Here is an 18,951-nt window from a genome sequence, read left to right as displayed (position 1 = left end):
TCCGCTGGAAGATGGCATCGTGTCAGATGCGATGGCGTATAGCCAAGCTGCACTGTCTCACGATTCGCGTTCCGAGTCTCTGCGCCTGCTCAAGGACGGGCCTGCCCAGAGATGGGACTGCTCAGAGACGCGTCTGTCCAGAGGATCCGAAGGCCTTGGCTATGGATGTCTCGTACGGTGCCCGAAGCACTCCTTCCGGTGTGATGATGCCGGTGATCAGCTCCGCGGGAGTGACGTCGAACGATGGATTCCAGGTCGGAAGTGACTGATCGACGCCAGGCGCGTCAAGAACCTCACCTCCGGCACGAAATTCGATGGGTATGTCCCGCGCATCGGCGGCATCAAGGTCAATCGCAGACAGTGGCGCCGCGACATAGAACGGGATGCCGTTCTCATGAGCCGCGACCGCCAGTCCATATGTGCCGATCTTGTTGGCCGTGTCACCATTGCGAGCAATCCGGTCGGCACCGACGATCACCGCATCGACTATGCCAGCGTGCAGCGCAGCGGGCGCTGCGCCGTCGACAAGGGCGGTGACGTCCACACCGTTGCGATGGAGCTCCCAAGCCGTGAGTCTCAGTCCCTGACGCAAGGGACGCGTCTCGGTCGAATAGACATGAACCTCCTGCCCTTGCGCCTGCTTGGTATAGATCACTCCAAGCGCCGTCCCGATTCCCGCGGTGGCCAGAATCCCGGTGTTGCAATGAGTCATGATGTGCGAGGCATCTGCAAGTTCGACGGATCCGACTTCCCCTATCCGTCTGCATTCCTCGGCATCCTTCTCGATGATTGAGTTCCCGGCGCTCACTGCATCCCGCCAGTCTGCATTCGCGCCATATTCATCGGCTGCCTGCTGCACTCCGTGGATGAGCGCAACGGCCGTCGGACGCGCCTCGACGACCTTGTTGAAAGCCTCATCAGCGGAGAGGCCATCGCGCACCGCAAAGGCATACGCGAATGCACCAGCAGCGCCAATGGAATTCGCCCCGCGGACGGCAAGTGAGCGAATCGCGGCAATGATGTCGTCCGCTGTATTCAGATCCCTGTACTCAAGAGATCCAGGAAGAAGGCGCTGATCGATGATGCGCAGCGATCCGCCATCGTTGCCATCCAGCCATCGCACCGATCTGAGCGTCACCCCGTCACCATGACCGACATTGTTCGCTTCATCGTTCACAGCAGTCTGACCCGCAAACGTACTATCTGACATTGCCTTGCCTTCCCTTCTCGAGCCGTGCGGCGGTTCCTTCCACCAATCTGCGGACGTCCGCAACCTCATCGAGTCCCTCGAACCCTTCAAGGAGCCGCCGCGCCGCAGAGAGCGCAAAGCGCGACGCATCCGCCTTCGCCTTGCCATCCAAGCTTTCGATATCCGACACCTTTGCCCAGCCAATCGTCCGCCGAATCGCTTCGCTTGCGGCAAACCCCGCAGAGTATCTCAGCGTTCTGGAAAGCCAATGGTCGACGAATCCGTCCGTGAATATCCTGTTGACCCTATGAGAGGCAAGGCGCCTGAATTCCTGTTCGAAGCCTTGCCATGACTCTTCATAAAGCGAAAGCAGCCATGCATGGAAGTCCCCGTCGTGGTTCCCTTCCTCCACTGCCAGAGACGAATCGGAAGAAGAAAGCGCAAATTCACGGGCCTGTGCCAGAAGGAAGTTGCCCCACAGGATGCCGATGTCGAACGCGACCGGGCCATAGAAGCCAAATTCATAGTCGAATATCTTCACATGCGCGGCTTCATCGGGCAACGGGTCCTCTTCGGCACCCTGATTCCTGACAAAAATCGAATTGGTGTGAAGATCCCCATGCAAAAGAGCCTCACCATTGGTAAGGAACTCATATTTCAGCTTTGCAGCCTGCGTTCTGATCTTATCGTCTCGCAGGGCAAGCACCTGATCGTCCACCCGCGAATCCCACGAATTGTGAACGTGATCGAAGTACGGCTCCGTGAAGATCAGGTCTTCCGTTATCTGCTCCAATTCCGGATTGATCGAATCCGCCGCGGCACGCTGCACCTCCTGCTCGTCCTTGCCGAAATAGGATGTGTGATATGCCATCTCTGCGATGAATCTGCCAGTATCACGGGCTGCCAGACGATTGACTCTTCGACCGTTCAGATTCGGCCTCCATACCTGCCAATCCGACAGATCCTCTTCGACGATGAGCCGTCGATCCGCATCCAACCCGAAATACCTGGGCGCATAGGCCTTCGCATATTCCGAAGCAGCCTCAAGCCCACGCGCCTCTGCAAAGATGCTGTCTTCCGTCACCTTCCAGGAATGGTCGGAGCGCACATAAGGCAAGGTTTGCTTGATCGCCAGTCCATTGCTGCCATCCTGCACGAGAAACAGAAGGTTGAGATTGCCGTCACCCACTTCGCGAACCGTTGTCTTGCCTACATTCACGACCGCATTCAAGTCACTGCGACCTGCAATGTAGTCGATAACCGTCTTTTCATTCAGCAATTCCGTCGACACCGTTCAATCCTCTTTCTGTTGAGTGTTGAAAATCTTTGAGAAACTGACGACGAGCGCGACCACGAGCAGCGTCCCCTTGATGAAATCCTGCGTGTAATAGGGAACGTTGAACATTGTCAGCCCATTGACCAGCACGCCGACGAACAGCGCGCCTATGACCGTTCCCAGAGGGTTCGGCCTGTTCGCACCAAGCACGGCGTATCCGATCAGGGTGGCGGCGACCGCCTCCAACAGATAGCTGCTGCCCACATCGATGTCGCCTCTTCCGACACGAGCGACCAGAACGACGCCGCCCAGGGCCGAAAGCAGGCCGGAGATCATGTAGGCCAGAATCCGGTATCGCCCTATTCGAACGCCCGCAAGTCGAGCGGCTCTGGAATTGTTGCCCACCGCCTCGAGAATGCGGCCCGTGCGCGTTCTGGTAAGAAAAAGCACCACGACGATGGTCGTCACCAGGGCGAGAATTATCGAGAAGGGCACGCCCAGCACCGTTCCACCACCAATCCAGAGCAGCTTGGGGTCCCAATTGCCTCGGGCGGCCTGACCGTTATATCCGTTTCCCGTCGAGACGGACTTGCCCGCGGTCAGAATCAGGGAAAGGCCCGAATAGACGAACATCGAACCGAGCGTCGCCAGCATGTCAGGAATCTTTGCAAACACTATCAGCGCTCCGCTGGTCAGCCCGACCAGCAATCCCGATGCAAGACCGAGCACAACAGCCCACACCACGCCAAGGCCATAATATATCTGCGCTGCAGCGACGATCATGACCGAAAGGGATACGGTGGATCCAACGGCAAGATCAAACCCGCCAACCGTCATGGAGACCGTCACCCCAAGAGCAACGATCGCAGTGACCGCAACGGACTGAAGAATCACATAGAGATTCTGCACCGTTCCGAATGCAGGCAATGCCGCGAAGAAAAATATGACGATCAACGCGAACAATGCCAGCAAGCCGTATTTATACACAATGGTTCTCACATTTGCCATGTTCTGTCTATGCCCCTCTCGCAATGAGTTCGGAAAGCTGTGCGCTGGTCATCCCTGATGCAGTTGCCTCTGCGGTTATCGTGCCGCGCGAAAGCACAATGACGCGATCCGCAACCTGGAGAATCTCATCCGGATCACTTGAAGCCACGATGGCAGTGCCTGCACTGCGCAACTGTCTGGCGATGTCGGCGCGAGCGCCGATATCCACACCTCTGAACGGCTCATCCATGACCAGAAGCTTCGACTCGGCAGCAAACCATCTGCCGATCATCACCTTCTGGCGGTTCCCTCCCGAAAGCGACTCGATTCGGGATTGCGGCTTGCCTACGATGCCCATGCGTCCGATGACTGCCTCGCTTCGACTGCGGATTCTGGACGCATCTATGAATCCAAAGCGCGAGCGATAGCGCTTCAAGTCTGGAAAGACAAGATTGTCTTCGACGGACCAGAGCGGAATCACCGCATCGGCCTGACGATTCTCCGGCACGTAGCCGATTCCAGCCCGAATGGCATCCCCGGTATCCTGAGGTGCGAATCGCCTTCCCTGCCATGTCATGGTTCCGCCGAGCAATCTCGAGGCTCCGACGATCTGCGACAGCAGCTCGGTTTTCCCGGCACCTATGAGGCCCGTGATTCCGAGCGTCTCACCTTCATGAAGTTCCAGGTCGATCGTGTCACCGTCATCGAAGATCTTGAAATCCTTCAGTCTGAGCGCAACCGTTGAATCACGTCCAGCGTCTGCTCCCTGCGCTCCCCTTGCATCATCCGAGTACCCGCGGGTGCCGTCTTGCGTGACCTCGACGGTCTTTCCCAGCATCGCCCTGATGATTTCGGGAACGTCCAGAGGCGCGTCATATTCCCCGACCTTCATGCCGTCACGCAGCACGACTGCACGGTCACAGATATCCTTGACCTCCTGCATGTGATGGGAGATATAGACGATGGCCGTGCCGCCATCCGCCAATGCACGAATACGCCTATGCAGCCTTGCGCTCTCGTCGATGTCGAGAGAAGCGGTTGGCTCGTCAAGTATGAGAATCTTTGGGTGGGTGAACAGAGCCCTCGCGATGAGCACGCGCTGTCTCGAAGACGCATCGAGGCTGCTTATCACCGCGTCAAGAGGAATGCCCGACAGGTCGCTCGCGTATTCGCTGGCGGCATGGCGCAGGGTCCTGTTGGTTGGAAAGGACCCAAGCCTATGCTCCACCAGCATCGGGAAGACAAGGTTTTCGGCAACGGTACGGTCAGGAAGCAGCGCCTCATCGAATGACTGCACGATGGTCTCTATTCCAGCCCGCGATGCTTCCAGAATCGATCTGAGCCTGACTTCGCTGCCACCGACCACGAGCCTGCCCGAAGTGGGCTCGATGATGCCGGATAGAATCGAGGTCAATGTCGACTTTCCGGCACCATTCGCGCCCACCAATGCGAGTATCTCGCCGCTTCGCAATGAAAGGTCAACCCCCCGAAGCGCGGCGGTCGCGCCAAAGTTCTTGACGATGCCCTCGACTCTAAGCACCTCGTGACCGCGTCGGCCACCTTTGCTGGAAGCCTCTCCCCGGTTGCCCGCCTGCTCATCTGACGCCGTGCGATCGATTCCATCGTCTGCGATCTTCATCGGCGGTGCCTCACTCTTGACACGTGACATACGATTCGCGCGCCGTCCTTAGTTCGCTGAGGCTACGGGCGAAATGCTGTCCGTGACCAGGCTTGGGAAGTGTTTCACCAGCTGGGAGACACTCGTTATCTTGTATTTGCGAATTTCATCGGCCGTGACCAGCGCCGGTGGGATCAAGACCGATTTGGTCGTCTGCTTCTTTTCAGCCGCTCGGAAGGCCGTACGTATCGCGACCGCACCCACATTCGAGGGGTCGGTCGTCGCCGTCAGCACCCATGGGCTGTTGGTCTTGCCGAGAACCGCGATATCCGCATCCGAGATATCGACCCCATATACCTTGACCTTGCTGGTAAGTCCCAGTTCCTCGACTGCCTGGGTCGCGCCCTTGGCGAATTCATCGTACGGGGCGAAGACCACCGTCGTGTCAGGATGTGCCTGCAGCGCAGCCTTCACCTGCTCTGCGGTCTGCTGGGCCGTTGAATCGTTGACCACGCCGACCTGCGCAACCTGCTTGATGCCGGGATTGGCTTTCTTCACGCTCGTCCAGACCTTGTTCCGTGCGTCCAACGGCGCGAATCCCGCAACATAGGTATAGATGACGGTGGCCTTGCCGCCGGTGTCCTTGAGCAGGCGGTCCGTCGCAAGCTTCGCGAGCTTCTCGTCGGACTGCGATACGGAAATCGCCCTGCTGTCAGTGATGTCGGAATCGAAGCCTACAACGGGTATTCCCGCATTGAGAGCCTTCTTGACGTTCGGATTGATGCCTTCAAGAGCGTGATCCACCAAAATGGCCGCAGGCTTCAGGGCGGTGGCGGATTCGATGTCGAGGATCTGCTGGCTGTCATCGCCGTTGGCATCATATATCTTCAGTGTGGCTCCGATTCTGGCGGCTTCTTTCTTCACGCCGTTCAACCACTGGATGTAGTAGTCAGAATCCGTCGTTCTCGCGGAAACCGCAATCACGGGCTTCGCCGAAGCCGATGTCCCCTCTGCGGAAGCGGTTGCCTGGCGGCCCTTGATGAGCCAGCCAGCACCTATCACCAGCGCTATTACAACGACTGCGGCGGCGACCAGGGCCACCGCTTTCCCAACACTTCCATGAGCACTCTGCTGAGTGGGTGAATCTGCCATGTTCCTTCTCCCCTACCATGTTTCCTGAATTGAAAGCCCCGATACCTGACATGCCGATCAGCCCCTAGCCCCAGCAAGGTGGCGGTGATCGTTCCTGATATTCGGTTCGGTGTCTGTTCACTATATGGAGCCGCCGAAAGGGAGACAAGCCAGTCGATATATGAGTCTTTTATAGCGTGCTATCGCTCCCTAGTGCCGATTACCTTGCCTTCCTGGAAGATATGACACCGGTGTTGAAGCCGAAGAGATGCAGACCCTGATGGAAACGGGCGTGCTCTATCTTGATGCAGCGATCCATGACTACCTCCAGACCAAGTGATTCTGCATGCTCCGCGACATGGTCGTCCCAGATTCCCAATTGGATCCACAGCACTGGCGAGCCGATTCTCGCTGCCTCGTCGGCGATCGCATCGATGGCCGAGCTGCGGCGAAACACATCGACGATATCGGGGACTTCCGGAAGCGAGTCAAGACTTCGATACACAGGATGTCCCAGAATCTCCCTTGCGTTGGGATTGATGAAATACACCTTGTAATGAGTGCTTTGCAGCAGGTATGTGGCAACAAAGTAGCTTGCGCGGGCAGGATTGGCGGATGCCCCGACGATCGCTATCGAATGGGCCTTCTCCAATATCGCATTTCGCGCTTCGGCATCAGGTCCCTTCCAGTTCCTTTCACCGACTGCTGGGGCGACGGCGCAAGCCTCTTCCGTGTGCGCGGCCGATCCGTTGAGTGAAATCTGCTGTGATGACTGTGACAGAGACAGCTTTTCTTCGGTCATGATATTCTCATTCCTTCGGTTCTTGGTTGGAGACGGTCGAACTCGCTGCCTGCGAACTCGCGTCAAGCGCCTGACTGATGTCCGCGATGAGGTCATGCACACCCTCGATGCCTATGCTCAGACGAATCGTGCCCTCCTCGATGCCCGCCTCACGAAGCTGCTCGCCGGTCAGCTGTCCATGAGTCGTTGATGCAGGATGAATGGCAAGGGTCTTCACGTCACCGATGTTGGCCACATGGCTAACAAGATTGAGCGAATCGATGAATATCTTCCCAGCCGGCCGCCCTCCCTTGATGGTGAAGGAAAAGACGGACCCCGAAGCCGCACCAGGGAAATAGTGCAAGGCGCGGGCATGCTGTGGATGGGATTCCAGACCGGCCCAGTTCACGGACTGCACATGCGGATTGCCTTCGAGCCATTCGGCGATGGTTCTGGTGTTATCGACCTGTCGCTGCACCCTCAGTGGCAATGTCTCGATGCCCTGCGCGATGAGGAATGCGGAATGCGCGGATAGCGCAGGACCGACGTCACGCAACTGTTCGGCCCTCAGACGGGTCAAGAACGCATATTCGTTGAAGTTTCCCGACCATGTGAGATTGTTGTATGCCTCCACAGGCTTGTAGAACTCGGGGAAACGCTCCCGATTCCATGCAAAGGTGCCCGAATCCACAACCACCCCGCCAAGCACGGTGCCCGCACCCGAGAGGAACTTCGTCGCAGAATGCACCACGATATCCGCTCCATGCTCGATGGGACGGAGCAGGTATGGCGTAGCGACCGTCGAATCGACCACAAGCGGTATGCCTGCCTGATGAGCGACCGCCGACAGACCCTCGATGTCTGCGATATGACCGGAAGGATTTGCAATCGCCTCGACGAATATGAACTTGGTCCGCTCGGTTATAGCCGCGGCATAATCCTGCGGATCGTCGCTGTCGACGAAGATCGTTGAGATGCCAAGCCTGCGAAGGGTCACATCCAGCTGCGTTATGGAGCCTCCGTAGAGTTCGGAGGATGCGATCACCTCGTCGCCTTGGGCTGCGAGCGCTATGAAAGTTATGAACTGCGCCGACAGGCCGCTTGCCGTCGCGACCGCGCCGAGACCTCCTTCAAGGCTTGCCACGCGTTCTTCCAAGGCCGCCACAGTCGGATTGACGATGCGCGAATAGATCTCGCCATACTTTCTCAATGCGAATCTTGCGGCCGCGTCATCGGAGTTGTCAAAGACATAGGCGGCCGATTCATAGATGGGCAATGCGCGCGCCCCAGTCGCCTTGTCTGGAACCAGTCCAGCGTGGACGGCCCGCGTTGCAAAATCGAATCCCTGATTGTCCAATGTATCCTCGCTCCTTCACTCGTCGATACCGCATGCATCACAATGCTGAGGCGTTGGCGCAAAGCACCGTATTTCTGGTTGACTATATGCTGGCGTCCTGATGAGGCGAAAGGAATGAATGTTGGAAAACCTGGGATTTATGACTGTCCATAGATTATTGATATAACGACATGCGGTTTTTCCTTTGTTCCGTGCATGCAACGCATGCATGATGTGCATATGACATCATCACAGACCGTCCATTCACCAAGGCCAGACACCTATCACACACCAAGCCACGTCATCAAGCCGTTGGTTCCCGTCCGCAGACGTATCGGACAGGGCGAATGGGAGGATGTGGATCAGCTGGTCTACAAGGAGGAGGGGTACGGCGCGGCCTTCAAATCCATCACCCGCAGAATTCTCTTCGATTCGAATGCCGGGCAGGGAAACCAGGTTCGCTACTTTGAGGTCGCTGCAGGCGGGTGGAGCACCTTCGAGCATCATCAGCACACGCACCAGGTCATCATCTATCGCGGAAGCGGCACTGCCGTCGTTGGTCATCAGCAGCAGCATGTCAGTGAGGGCGATCTGATATTCGTCAATTCGGGAGAGTGGCATCAGTTCATCGCCTCCGATGAGGGCCCATTGGGATTCATCTGCATCGTCACCGCAGAAAGGGACCATCCCGTTCAGCCGACGCAGTCACAGCTCGAGGATCTGTACGCGAAGAATCCAGAGCTCAAGGGCGTCATCCATGCCTGACTCACGCCATGCCTGATTCCCACCATGCCTGAGCACATGGAACTGCGCTTCAGACGGCTGGAATGAGGGCAACTGCCCTTTCACTCATTGCCCGCATCCATTCAATACCCTCGATTCGAGCGTCCTCTGCGTATACTCATGTCAACAAGGACGATATGGGGATACATTGATTCACGTTGGATATCTGGTGGCGACTGCGACTGCGCTCATGGTGATGCTGATCGTAACAGTCGGATCGAAGAACCGCTGGATCGAGGGGACGACAGGCATCGCCTGTTCCGGCCTGCTCCTTCTGATTCATGCGACCAGCATCGAACTCGCCCTGCACGACATCGAACGGCTGTTGCCGACCGTGCTGTTCCTGGGATTCTGTCTCTCCTTCGCCAGACTTTGCGAAAAGGAGAGACTGTTCGATTACCTGGGGCATCTGGTCGGGAACCTATGCCGCGGCAATCCCCGCCTGCTGTTTATCCTTGTCTTTGCTCTGAGTGCAACGGTGACCAGCGTGCTCAGCCTCGATGCCACCGTTCTTCTGCTGACGCCAATCGTGCTGCAGGCGGCCTTCAGACTGGGATTCGATTACCGACCGTTCGCATATGAAACCGGTCACCTTGCCAATACCGCGTCGATGCTGCTGCCAATATCGAATCTGACCAACCTCCTTCTAGTCGCATATGCGAACATATCGTTCCTTGACTTCATTCGTCTTTCCTGGCTTCCGTGGGTTGCCGCCCTCATCGCTGAATTCCTGACTCTCTTCGTCATTTTCCATAGATCGCTGTCTGGCAGCGGCATACCAAGAAAACGCGTACAGGACCAGCGGCAGAGCGACCGTAGCTCATATCGGACCCCCACATTCGCCATGCTCACCGTCGCATTGACCCTCATCGGATTCGTCGTTACCGGAATGTTCGACATAGCACCGTTCTGGGTGGCGCTAGCAGGATGCGCCACCCTGATGGCATGGCGCTGCATGTCAGAAAAGACACGACTTTCAGAAGAGCTGCATACGGCATGGAAGTCGTTCAACGTCTCCTTTCTCATCTTCGTGCTCTCGCTCAGCGTCGTTGTGGCGTCATTGGCAGACAATGGCATTCGCACTCTGCTGCTTCCTGCATTCCATCAGCCTGTCAGCCTGGCATCATTGCTGATGATCGCGGCCGTGTCGGTCGTGGCTTCCAACATCATGAACAATCTGCCCGCCGCCATGCTGCTCATTCCGATCGCGGCAAGCCAGAATCCAATGATGGCGATGGCTGTCTTGATAGGCGTCAATCTTGGCCCAAACCTGACATATGTCGGATCCCTGGCAAACATCCTCTGGAGACGGATTCTGCTGAGAACCGGCAAGAAGGTCGAACTCCTGCAATTCTCATGGATAGGTCTGGTCACCACATCGCTGTGCATCGTTTCATCGATCGTCGCGCTGTGGGTGGGCGGAACGGGGATCGTTTCAGGCTGATCGATTTCGATGCATCGCTTTTCGGGAGAACAGCTCGCGAGCGTGCGCCTCCGTCAGACATTCCACGAGCGATCCGGCAACATCCGGGTGTCCGATAACGACGTCCGGGTATCGGATGGCGCGGACGGGCATCGAACGGCAACGGCCGGGCATTTTTGGCGAGGCGCCATCATCTGTATGCAGGCTCACATTGCGGACTCACTCATTGCGCCTGTCGCTGTCCTTCGACACTGCCTCGAACAGCTCTCGGATCGTCGAGACCGTGGACGCGCAGTCCTGGGCGCTGATGCCCTCACCGATCGATCTGCCGATCCTGCTCCAATACTCGTCCGTATAGGTACTTCTGCATTTCTCCCCTTTGGCAGTCAGCACGACGTTGACGCCTCTTCCATCCGTGCTGCTGACACTCTTGCTGACATAGCCCATCCTCGTCAGCTCATTGACCATTCTGGTCACCCCAGGCATGCTTACATCCAGGAATTCCCCCACCGCTCCAATCCGTACCGGTCCTCCAGCGCCGATGATGCTGATCGCATCCAATATGCTGATGTGCCGCGGCCGCATGCCAGGCGGAAGGCTGGGCATGAGATCGGTGATCCTACGGGTCTTCCAACAGGCATCGATCAATTCACGAATCATGGAAGGTTCGAGCTCTGTATGTTCCAACGTGACGGTCTCCTTTCTCCACGGTTGCGCATGCCTTCATCCTCCAGCTGCCTGATGCCGCACAGGCACCGCCGGCAGACCAGACAGGCATTCGTCATCCGTCTGCCATCGCGGCAGCACGTACTTGTCCCATATTATAGTTACCATAGGTAACAATCCTATGCGCGTGGCAATGAACGAGTCTGCGGCGAACGCACCCGGCCAGTGGCCGATTGCATCCCTGCGGCCCCTTCCGCCAGGCATGTTGTAGGTTGCTCTTATGTGAGGAACATTTCGTGGAGAACACCACAGGTCAAAAAATCAGCCGTTCACTTCTCTGGTCCGTCATCTCCCTGGCGATGCTCACCTTCCTGGGCATCCTTTCGGAGACCTCATTGAACATCGCCTATTCATCGCTGATGAGGGAATATGGCATCGAAGCATCCGTGGTCCAGTGGCTGACGACGGGATATCTGCTCATCCTTGCAATAGTGATTCCTTCATCCACATATCTCGTACGCCGCTTCGCAACGGTGAGACTGTTCCAATGTGCAGTGTCGATCTTCATGATTGGCACCGTTCTCGGTGCCTGTGCACCTTCGTTCTCAATTCTGCTGTGCGCCCGTCTCATCATGGCAATCGGCACCGGGATCTCTCTCCCCCTCATGACGAATGTGGTATTGGAGAAGGCGCAGTTCCACCAACGAGGCATGCTTATGGGAATAGTATCGATGGTCATCAGCGCAGGTCCGGCGATTGGACCCGTATATGGCGGAATCGTTCTTCAATTCCTCACCTGGCACTACATTTTCATCATCATGGTGCCATTCCTCGTGGGAGCCTTGATTGTAGGCACTTTGGCCTTGCCGGACATCAGCGACAGGACGCGGGCGGCGATTTCACCCTCTTCGATGATGCTGGTGGCTGTGGGCTTGGGAAGCCTCATGATTTCATTCAGCTTTGCATATTCATGGCATGGAGATCGGCGCTTCTGGCTTGTGCTACTGCTCGGGATTGCGATCATGTCGGCATTCGTGATCTTGCAGATGCACGTCCACAATCCACTAATCAACATCAAGGTGTTCTCATACCGAGGCTTTTCCATTGGCATCGCGACCATCATGATATCCCAGGCATGCGTGCTGGGCATCAACTTCATGCTTCCGCTGCTTCTGCAGAATGGATTGCGGCTCTCGAGCATGACGGCGGCCCTGCTGCTCTTGCCTGGAGCTGCCGTTGGAAGCATGGCCGCGCCTCAGGTCGGATCCTCGCTGAGATCGCACCGTGCAACGGTCATGATGACTGTCGGCTTTTCAGGGATGCTGGTGTCCGCAGTCGTCATGTCACTGCTTCCTGGCAGCGCAGCAGCCATCATGGTGATCTATGTCCTCTTCATGACCGGTGCATGCCTCGTCGCCACACCAGGTCAGACCCATTCGCTCAATCAGCTTCCACCATCGATGAATGCCGATGGGTCTGCGGTGCTCAATACGCTTCAGCAGCTTTCCGGAGCCTTGGGAACGACGATCGCATCCACGCTGATCACCGCATTCCAGAGCCAGACCTTCAACGGAGGCTCGGACTTCGCCCAGTCCTACACATCTGCCTTTTCGAAAGGCATGCCCCCATTCATCGCACTGATAGTCATCGCAGTCCTTCTGACACTCAGGCTCAGGCACTTCGAACAGGCGCCGCGATCTGTGGCAGCTCAGCTCCACGAATAGACAGAGTCAGCGTCAAGCCACTCAGGCGGATGCGATGAGCACGCCAAGCATGCCAGCGCCCAGGCTGACCACGAGCATGCCCCCGGTGTGGATGATGGCACGCAGATAATGATGGTGCTGAATGAGCCTATACCCCTCGACGCTTGCCGTGGAGAACGTCGAATATCCACCCAGCAGACCAGTTCCCAGAATGAATCTGACGTTCTGCGCGTCAACGGAATGCCACGATGCCACCCAACCGGTGAGAAGGCCCAGAAGCAGGCATGCGGTGACATTCACCACGATCGTTCCGAACGGGAACCCCAATCGGTTCCTCTTGTTCACCGCAGAGTCCACGAGGAATCGGCAGACAGCACCCACCCCTCCGCACAGTGCCATGAGGATGAATGCAAGCATCGATTCCGCGTTCATCGGCCCTCACCGGCCTTTCGATTACTGCGCGACGCGCAACGCTCTGCGAGCATGACTCCACATGCGGCAAACACCAGACCCAGAAGGATACTCGTCACACCATATGAGAGACCAGCCAGCATGTGCGCATCCATGAATCGCGTATCGGTTTCCAGAATGAATGTCCCATAGGTCGTGAATCCACCTATGATTCCGGTACCGACGAACAGGCGGAAGGACTGGCGAATGCCGACGTCATCGCCGGTTCTTGCAAGATATTCAAGCAGGAAGCCCAGGAGCATGGCGCCCACCATGTTTATGCAGAAGGTCACCCACGGCCAGACCCAGTCCGATGATTGCATCTCGCTCAGCGCCGCACGGACCGCAGTGCCGATGACGCCACCGATGAATACCCCAGGTGCAATTCGAAGACGTGGATGCCTGCTCCAGAAGCCGTCATCGTGGTCATTGTGTTTTTCTCGCAAACGATTCCTCCCCAGCATATCGGGCACTGCTTCCAGATTGCCGCTGGCAGCCATGGGCAGCGCTCTTCGTGATACAGGAACTATCAGCGTTTGCGGTTCAGACAATCGGAATCTCGTGGAGACCCTGCTATCTTGGCGGGTTCCATCGCCAGAAGACAACACAACAGTGAGAAAGTATAGCATCACCGTTCACATCCTGACGTGCTATCGTTTATGGAGGTGATGGAGCCCGCCTGAATCTCTCGATTCGAACCGCCCATATGCTGATAGCCCCTGACTCGCGATACGCAAATGGAGGCCGTCATGCAAAGTTCAAGAACCCACTCATCGTCCATCGTCGTCGGAATAATCCCGGGACAACCCGACCGAGTGATCGCCGCGAGCTGTGACATGGCTATCGCGATGAAGCCCAACCGGCTTCACCTGGTCTATGTGAACTCGACCCTTACCGAGGAGAACGGACATATGGCGCCCCTCGATCCCGACAGCATGAGCGAAACCTGGCACGAAGATTCCCAGGCATTGTCGGAGCGCGCGCTCGGCATCGCCCGCAATGCAGGCATCGATGCCCAATACCACCTTCTTGCCGGAGATCCAGTGAAGGAGCTTTCGAGATTCGCGAAACAGCACGATGCGTCGATGATCGTGGTCGGCACCCGGGAAAGGGGCGCATTGGCCGCATTGCAGGAATGGACAAGCGGTTCGGTATCCGTGCGTCTCGCGCACACGCAGAACATCCCGATTCTCACCATTCCGCTCGCTGACGAATATAAGAATTGACGTTTTCTGCTATACTCGTGGCCGTGGGTATGAAGTTACCCTAGATGCCTTGCCAACGTGGCACACGGCATTTGAACCGCTTTCAAGCTGATGACTTCTGCAGAGATGCAGGAGTCCTTTGTTTTTTTCGCCTCCCCATCTTTCGCAGAGTGAGGGGAGGAATATGAGCGCACCGCAGACACTGTCTGTCCTTGTGGAAATACCACGGGGAGAGCGCAACAAATATGAGGTGGACCATGCGACAGGTCGAATCACCTTGGATCGCACCTTGTTCACATCGATGGGTTATCCGGCCGATTATGGCTATATAGAAGGCACCTTGGGGGAAGACGGCGACCCTCTTGACGCATTGGTGCTCGATGAGGTGCCGGTGTTTCCCGGATGCCTCGTCGATGCCCGTCCCATCGGACTCTTCGTCATGAGCGACGAACACGGACCTGACCCAAAGGTCATCTGCGTCCCTGACGATGTCCGATACGACGGGATACGCGGCCTGAACGATATCAGCAGTTGGAAGAAAGCTGAGATCAAGCATTTCTTTTCAAGCTACAAAGCCATAGAGCCTGGCAAGCACGTCGATTCGAACCTATTCTGGGCCGATCTCGCAACTGCCCGACGGAAGATCGACGAAGCGTTCTCCAGGGCGGGGCGAAACTAATCCCCACCAACGGGCATCGGGGCAGGCCAGCGTAGGTGCAGGCCCGAACCCCACCAGCAAGAACATAACCTGACAAGACTAAGGAATACTATAATGAGCAAGATTTCCAGCATACATGCACGTGAGATTCTCGATTCGCGCGGCAACCCAACCCTAGAAGTCGAGATGTATCTTGAGGATGGTTCCTGCGGCCTCGGATCCGTTCCATCGGGCGCCTCCACTGGCGAGAACGAGGCCAATGAGAAGCGCGATGGGGATGCGGCGAGATATGAGGGCAAGGGAGTCCGAACGGTCGTGGCCGGAGTGAACGGCGAGATAGCCGATGCCCTGATCGGCTTCGAGGCCTCAGATCAGCGTCACCTGGACGAGGTGCTGATCGGCCTGGACGGAACCGAAAACAAGTCACGTCTAGGCGCCAATGCCATACTTGGCGTTTCATTGGCCGCGCTGCACGCGTCAGCGGCTTCCGCCCGTCTGCCGCTCTACCAATACATCGGCGGGGCCAACGGGCACGTCATTCCGGTAACGGCGATGAATGTGCTCAACGGAGGAGTGCATGCCGTCTCATCGAATGTCGACATTCAGGAATTCATGTTCACTCCCGTGGGATTCGACTCCTATCATGAGGCGCTGCGCGCCAATGTGGAGTCATATCACGCCCTCAAGAAGGTCCTGATCGCACGCGGCCTGGAGACGGGATTGGGCGACGAGGGAGGCTTCGCGCCTAACCTCACATCCAACAGGGAGGCCTTCGACCTGCTGGTCGAGGCCATCGAGAAGGCAGGCTATGAGCCTGGACGTCAGATCGCCATCTGCTTCGACTCAGCCGCGTCGGAGTTCTACGACAGGGATAACGACGTCTATAACTTCGATGGATCACGGGCCAGCGCGAAGGACATGGCTCAATTCTACGAAGGCCTGCTCGACGACTACCCGATAGCCTCCATCGAGGACCCGTTCGACGAGAATGCATGGGACGATTTCAAGGCACTTACCGCACGGATCGGCGACAGGGTGCAGATCATGGGAGACGACATCTTCGTGACCAACCCTAAGTTCCTGAAGCGCGCGATCAAGGAAGTCACTGCCAACTCCACGCTGATCAAGCTCAATCAGATCGGCACGGTCACCGAAACCCTCGAGGCCATCAAACTCGCCAATCGCAACGGCATGACCACCATGGTGTCGCATCGTTCGGGAGAGACGCCCGATGCGACGATCGCGGACCTATCGGTTGGCACCAACGCCATGCAGCTCAAGTCAGGAGCCCCTGCACGCGGAGAGCGCATAGCCAAGTACAACCAGCTGCTTCGGATTGAAGAGCGTCTCGGCGATGCCGTCGAGTATGCCGGAATGGATGCCTTCCCCCAGCTCGCAGCACGCATCTGAAATCAGGCCAATGTGGCGCACTCCATCTGGATCGGAGGGGTGCGCCACTCCTCATTTCTTTTCGCCCCGCGCCATGCTGGATAGTACAGTAGGCATATCTAGCACTTTCCGATGAAGGGCAGAATCAGATGCCAAGACTGTTCAACCAGAGCAACCTCTTCTTCAAGGTGATGGGCGTCGTCTTCGATCTCGCAGTGCTCAACATTCTGACCTTGGTATGTTCCATACCGATAGTCACCGCAGGTGCATCGTTCACTGCCATGCATTATGTCCTATGGCACATGGTTCGCGGCGAGGAAACATACATCGCGAGGCAGTTTTTCGAAGCGTTCACAAGAAACTTTCGGCAGGCCACCCTATTCTGGCTGGGTTGCCTGCCATTCATCGCCTTGGTGTGGCTGAACGTTCTTGTGATCCAGGAGCTTCCCGCAGAAAACCGATGGCTGCTTTTCGCCACCCTGGCAGTGGCTGCATTGGTCGCAACGGCGATTACAGAAATGTATTTCGTATTGCTGTCGCGCTATGAGAATAGGACATGGACGCAGCTGAAGAATGCCGCTCTGCTCTCATTGGGCTACTTCCCCCGAACCATCGCGATGATGCTCGTGCTGGCGACATTCGCCGCGATCTACATTCTCTTCAGCACATATCTCATCCCGCTACTGATATTCCTTGGACTCACGCTTCCTCAATACTGTTGCGCCTGGCTGTATAACCCAATCCTGGTTCATCTGGATGAACGGAACTAGCATCGACTGAAGGCTCATTGGCATGGTCCCTACTTCCATTGCCTTCCCATAGGAACCATGCCCCACAATCGGCGAGAGCACAAGCCGGTGAGTGGTACACCCATATTTCAGAAGATGAATTCCAGTTTGACATTTTCGTCCCGATATGTTTATTATCGAACCGGTTTGATACCAAGAGTCCGAATGCACGAAGGCTGTGCTTCTAGACTCAAATAGCAGGTCTTCCAAGGGCAAAGTTGCCATTGAGGATCACAAATAAGGGGATTGAAATGTCAAATCTTTCGATATTCAAGAAAATTGGGGCAGTCGCTGTTTCAACGGTTCTCGCAACCTCAATGCTTTCGGCGTGCGGATCTTCATCAGCGAGCTCCACGGCAAGCGGAATCACCATTTTCAACTCCAAAATGGAGATTCAGGACCAAATGCAGAAAATGGCCAAGGCATATACTAAGTCCACAGGGGTCAAGGTCCAGGTCTATTACTCAAGCGACACGGTTGCGGCGCATCTCGCTACCAAATACGCTTCCGGAGATCCATACACCATCTCGATGGTTGATGCCAAGGACATCTACTCCCTCGCAAAGGAGCATGCCGTTGACCTCAGCAAAGAATCCTGGGTCAGCAAGACCGATCAGGCCATCAGCATCGATGGAAAGACATATGGCTTCCCCGTGAGCGTCGAGGCTCGCGGCTTGATCTATAACGCAACGGCCATAGAGAAAATAACCGGCAAGACCTTCGACCCTAAGGACTACTCCACACTCACCAAGTTCAAGGAACTGCTCAAGGAGCTCAAGGCAGGCGGGATGACGACACCGACGGGAGTTCTGAAAGAGGATTGGTCCTTGGCTGCACATTACCTTCCGCAGGTATACGAAGAGCAGACGGATCCTTCTGCATTCATCACCAAGCTGCATGATGGGAAGGTCGATTTGAACAAGAACGCGAAATTCACTTCGCTGATGAACACCTTCGACGTTTTGAAAGCGAACAACTACGCTGCCTCCAGCGCCGTTTCCGCAGATCGAGAAGTCACCGAACAAAAGCTGGCGGAAGGCCAGATAGCGTTCATGTTCGGCGGCAACTGGGATTGGTCGGTGATCAACCAATACAAGTACTCCAAAAACATGGGCATCATGCCTGTGCCTCAGAACACCAGCGATGGCAGCAATGAGAAGCTCGTCGGCGGAGGTTCCAAGTACTTCATGATCGATTCTTCCGATCACACATCCGACACCCAGCGCAAGGAGGCGAAGGCGTTCCTCAATTGGATCGTAGACACGAAGGCAGGGCAATCCTTCATCGTCGATGACTGCTCGATGGTGTCGCCATTCAGCAACAACAAGCTCGCGGTATCCGATCCTCTGAGCGCCTCAGTCAAGGAATACGCGGACGCCAAGAAGCTCATACCAAACTACAACCATCTCCCCGACGATCACTACACCATTCTCGGAGCGGATTTCCAGAAATATCTTGCAGGCCAGGAGAACCGCTCAGACTTGGCTTCCTCCATCGAAAGCTATTGGAAGACGGCAAAGGTTTCCACAGTCTCCGAATAAGCGTCCTTGACAATATTTTCGTGTGCA

Annotated in this window: 18 protein-coding genes and 2 riboswitches; of the genes, 8 read left to right on the top strand and 10 right to left on the bottom strand. The window is 56.4% G+C overall.

Translation table 11 applies throughout. The features are described from left to right. Positions 1 to 121: 121 nt before the first annotated feature. The 7 genes from mtnA to QN062_RS06995 form a co-directional block, all read right to left on the bottom strand. Positions 122 to 1,210 carry an S-methyl-5-thioribose-1-phosphate isomerase gene (mtnA, locus tag QN062_RS07025; protein ID WP_369341118.1) on the bottom strand — a complete coding sequence of 363 codons (1,089 nt, stop codon included), beginning with the start codon at positions 1,208 to 1,210 and terminating at the stop codon, positions 122 to 124. Beyond that, on the bottom strand, positions 1,200 to 2,480 hold the full coding sequence (gene mtnK, locus QN062_RS07020) for an S-methyl-5-thioribose kinase (protein ID WP_369341117.1): 1,281 nt from the start codon (positions 2,478 to 2,480) through the stop codon (positions 1,200 to 1,202). Before mtnK ends, mtnA begins: the two co-directional genes overlap by 11 nt. A 3-nt stretch (positions 2,481 to 2,483) precedes the next feature. Beyond that, positions 2,484 to 3,473 (bottom strand): ABC transporter permease, encoded by a 990-nt coding sequence (locus QN062_RS07015; protein ID WP_369341116.1) that lies wholly within the window; start codon positions 3,471 to 3,473, stop codon positions 2,484 to 2,486. 7 nt (positions 3,474 to 3,480) lie between these two features. After that, positions 3,481 to 5,121, bottom strand: a complete 1,641-nt coding sequence (locus QN062_RS07010) for a sugar ABC transporter ATP-binding protein (protein ID WP_369341115.1) — start codon at positions 5,119 to 5,121, stop codon at positions 3,481 to 3,483. Positions 5,122 to 5,139: 18 nt separating this feature from the next. Further along, positions 5,140 to 6,222, bottom strand: coding sequence for a substrate-binding domain-containing protein (locus QN062_RS07005; RefSeq protein WP_369341114.1), 1,083 nt, complete (start codon positions 6,220 to 6,222; stop codon positions 5,140 to 5,142). Between the two features lie 199 nt (positions 6,223 to 6,421). Next, on the bottom strand, positions 6,422 to 7,003 hold the full coding sequence (locus tag QN062_RS07000; protein ID WP_369341113.1) for a CoA-binding protein: 582 nt from the start codon (positions 7,001 to 7,003) through the stop codon (positions 6,422 to 6,424). A 7-nt stretch (positions 7,004 to 7,010) separates the two neighbouring features. Then, a complete protein-coding gene (locus QN062_RS06995) occupies positions 7,011 to 8,339 on the bottom strand; it encodes an O-acetylhomoserine aminocarboxypropyltransferase/cysteine synthase family protein (protein ID WP_369341112.1) in 1,329 nt (442 codons plus the stop codon). Positions 8,340 to 8,558: 219 nt separating this feature from the next. On the opposite strand from QN062_RS06995, the gene QN062_RS06990 reads away from it, so the two are divergent. Then, a complete protein-coding gene (locus QN062_RS06990) occupies positions 8,559 to 9,083 on the top strand; it encodes a cupin domain-containing protein (protein ID WP_369341111.1) in 525 nt (174 codons plus the stop codon). A gap of 166 nt (positions 9,084 to 9,249) precedes the next feature. After that, positions 9,250 to 10,545, top strand: coding sequence for an SLC13 family permease (locus tag QN062_RS06985; protein ID WP_369341110.1), 1,296 nt, complete (start codon positions 9,250 to 9,252; stop codon positions 10,543 to 10,545). Positions 10,546 to 10,743: 198 nt separating this feature from the next. Here QN062_RS06985 and QN062_RS06980 read toward each other — a convergent pair whose 3' ends face one another. Next, positions 10,744 to 11,211: a MarR family winged helix-turn-helix transcriptional regulator gene (locus tag QN062_RS06980; RefSeq protein ID WP_369341109.1), complete on the bottom strand. Its 468-nt coding sequence runs from the start codon at positions 11,209 to 11,211 to the stop codon at positions 10,744 to 10,746. A 275-nt stretch (positions 11,212 to 11,486) separates the two neighbouring features. Here QN062_RS06980 and QN062_RS06975 point away from each other — a divergent pair, with 275 nt between their 5' ends. After that, positions 11,487 to 12,914 carry an MFS transporter gene (locus tag QN062_RS06975; RefSeq protein ID WP_369341108.1) on the top strand — a complete coding sequence of 476 codons (1,428 nt, stop codon included), beginning with the start codon at positions 11,487 to 11,489 and terminating at the stop codon, positions 12,912 to 12,914. Positions 12,915 to 12,935: 21 nt separating this feature from the next. On the opposite strand, the gene QN062_RS06970 is transcribed toward QN062_RS06975, so the two are convergent. Both QN062_RS06970 and QN062_RS06965 read right to left on the bottom strand, forming a co-directional pair. Continuing rightward, positions 12,936 to 13,325: a CrcB family protein gene (locus QN062_RS06970; protein WP_369341107.1), complete on the bottom strand. Its 390-nt coding sequence runs from the start codon at positions 13,323 to 13,325 to the stop codon at positions 12,936 to 12,938. Next, positions 13,322 to 13,843: a CrcB family protein gene (locus tag QN062_RS06965; RefSeq protein WP_369341106.1), complete on the bottom strand. Its 522-nt coding sequence runs from the start codon at positions 13,841 to 13,843 to the stop codon at positions 13,322 to 13,324. Before QN062_RS06965 ends, QN062_RS06970 begins: the two co-directional genes overlap by 4 nt. Before the next feature lie 13 nt (positions 13,844 to 13,856). Continuing rightward, positions 13,857 to 13,948, bottom strand: a riboswitch (Fluoride riboswitch). Positions 13,949 to 14,092: 144 nt separating this feature from the next. On the opposite strand from QN062_RS06965, the gene QN062_RS06960 reads away from it, so the two are divergent. From QN062_RS06960 to QN062_RS06940, 5 genes are all read left to right on the top strand, one after another. Next, entirely contained in the window at positions 14,093 to 14,569 is a 477-nt protein-coding gene (locus QN062_RS06960; RefSeq protein WP_369341105.1) for a universal stress protein, read from the top strand. 16 nt (positions 14,570 to 14,585) lie between these two features. Next, positions 14,586 to 14,676: riboswitch (Fluoride riboswitch) on the top strand. Between the two features lie 56 nt (positions 14,677 to 14,732). Beyond that, on the top strand, positions 14,733 to 15,227 hold the full coding sequence (locus QN062_RS06955) for an inorganic diphosphatase (protein ID WP_369341104.1): 495 nt from the start codon (positions 14,733 to 14,735) through the stop codon (positions 15,225 to 15,227). Positions 15,228 to 15,320: 93 nt separating this feature from the next. After that, on the top strand, positions 15,321 to 16,616 hold the full coding sequence (gene eno, locus QN062_RS06950) for a phosphopyruvate hydratase (RefSeq protein ID WP_369341103.1): 1,296 nt from the start codon (positions 15,321 to 15,323) through the stop codon (positions 16,614 to 16,616). A gap of 128 nt (positions 16,617 to 16,744) precedes the next feature. Further along, entirely contained in the window at positions 16,745 to 17,365 is a 621-nt protein-coding gene (locus QN062_RS06945) for a YesL family protein (RefSeq protein WP_369341102.1), read from the top strand. Positions 17,366 to 17,634: 269 nt separating this feature from the next. Then, on the top strand, positions 17,635 to 18,924 hold the full coding sequence (locus QN062_RS06940) for an ABC transporter substrate-binding protein (RefSeq protein WP_369341101.1): 1,290 nt from the start codon (positions 17,635 to 17,637) through the stop codon (positions 18,922 to 18,924). Positions 18,925 to 18,951: the final 27 nt, after the last annotated feature.

It is taken from the genome of Bifidobacterium sp. WK012_4_13 (assembly GCF_041080835.1).
Lineage (GTDB): Bacteria > Actinomycetota > Actinomycetes > Actinomycetales > Bifidobacteriaceae > Bombiscardovia > Bombiscardovia fermentum.
The sequence above is the reverse complement of the archived record's forward strand: the minus strand, read 5'-3'. Positions and strand labels throughout refer to the sequence as shown.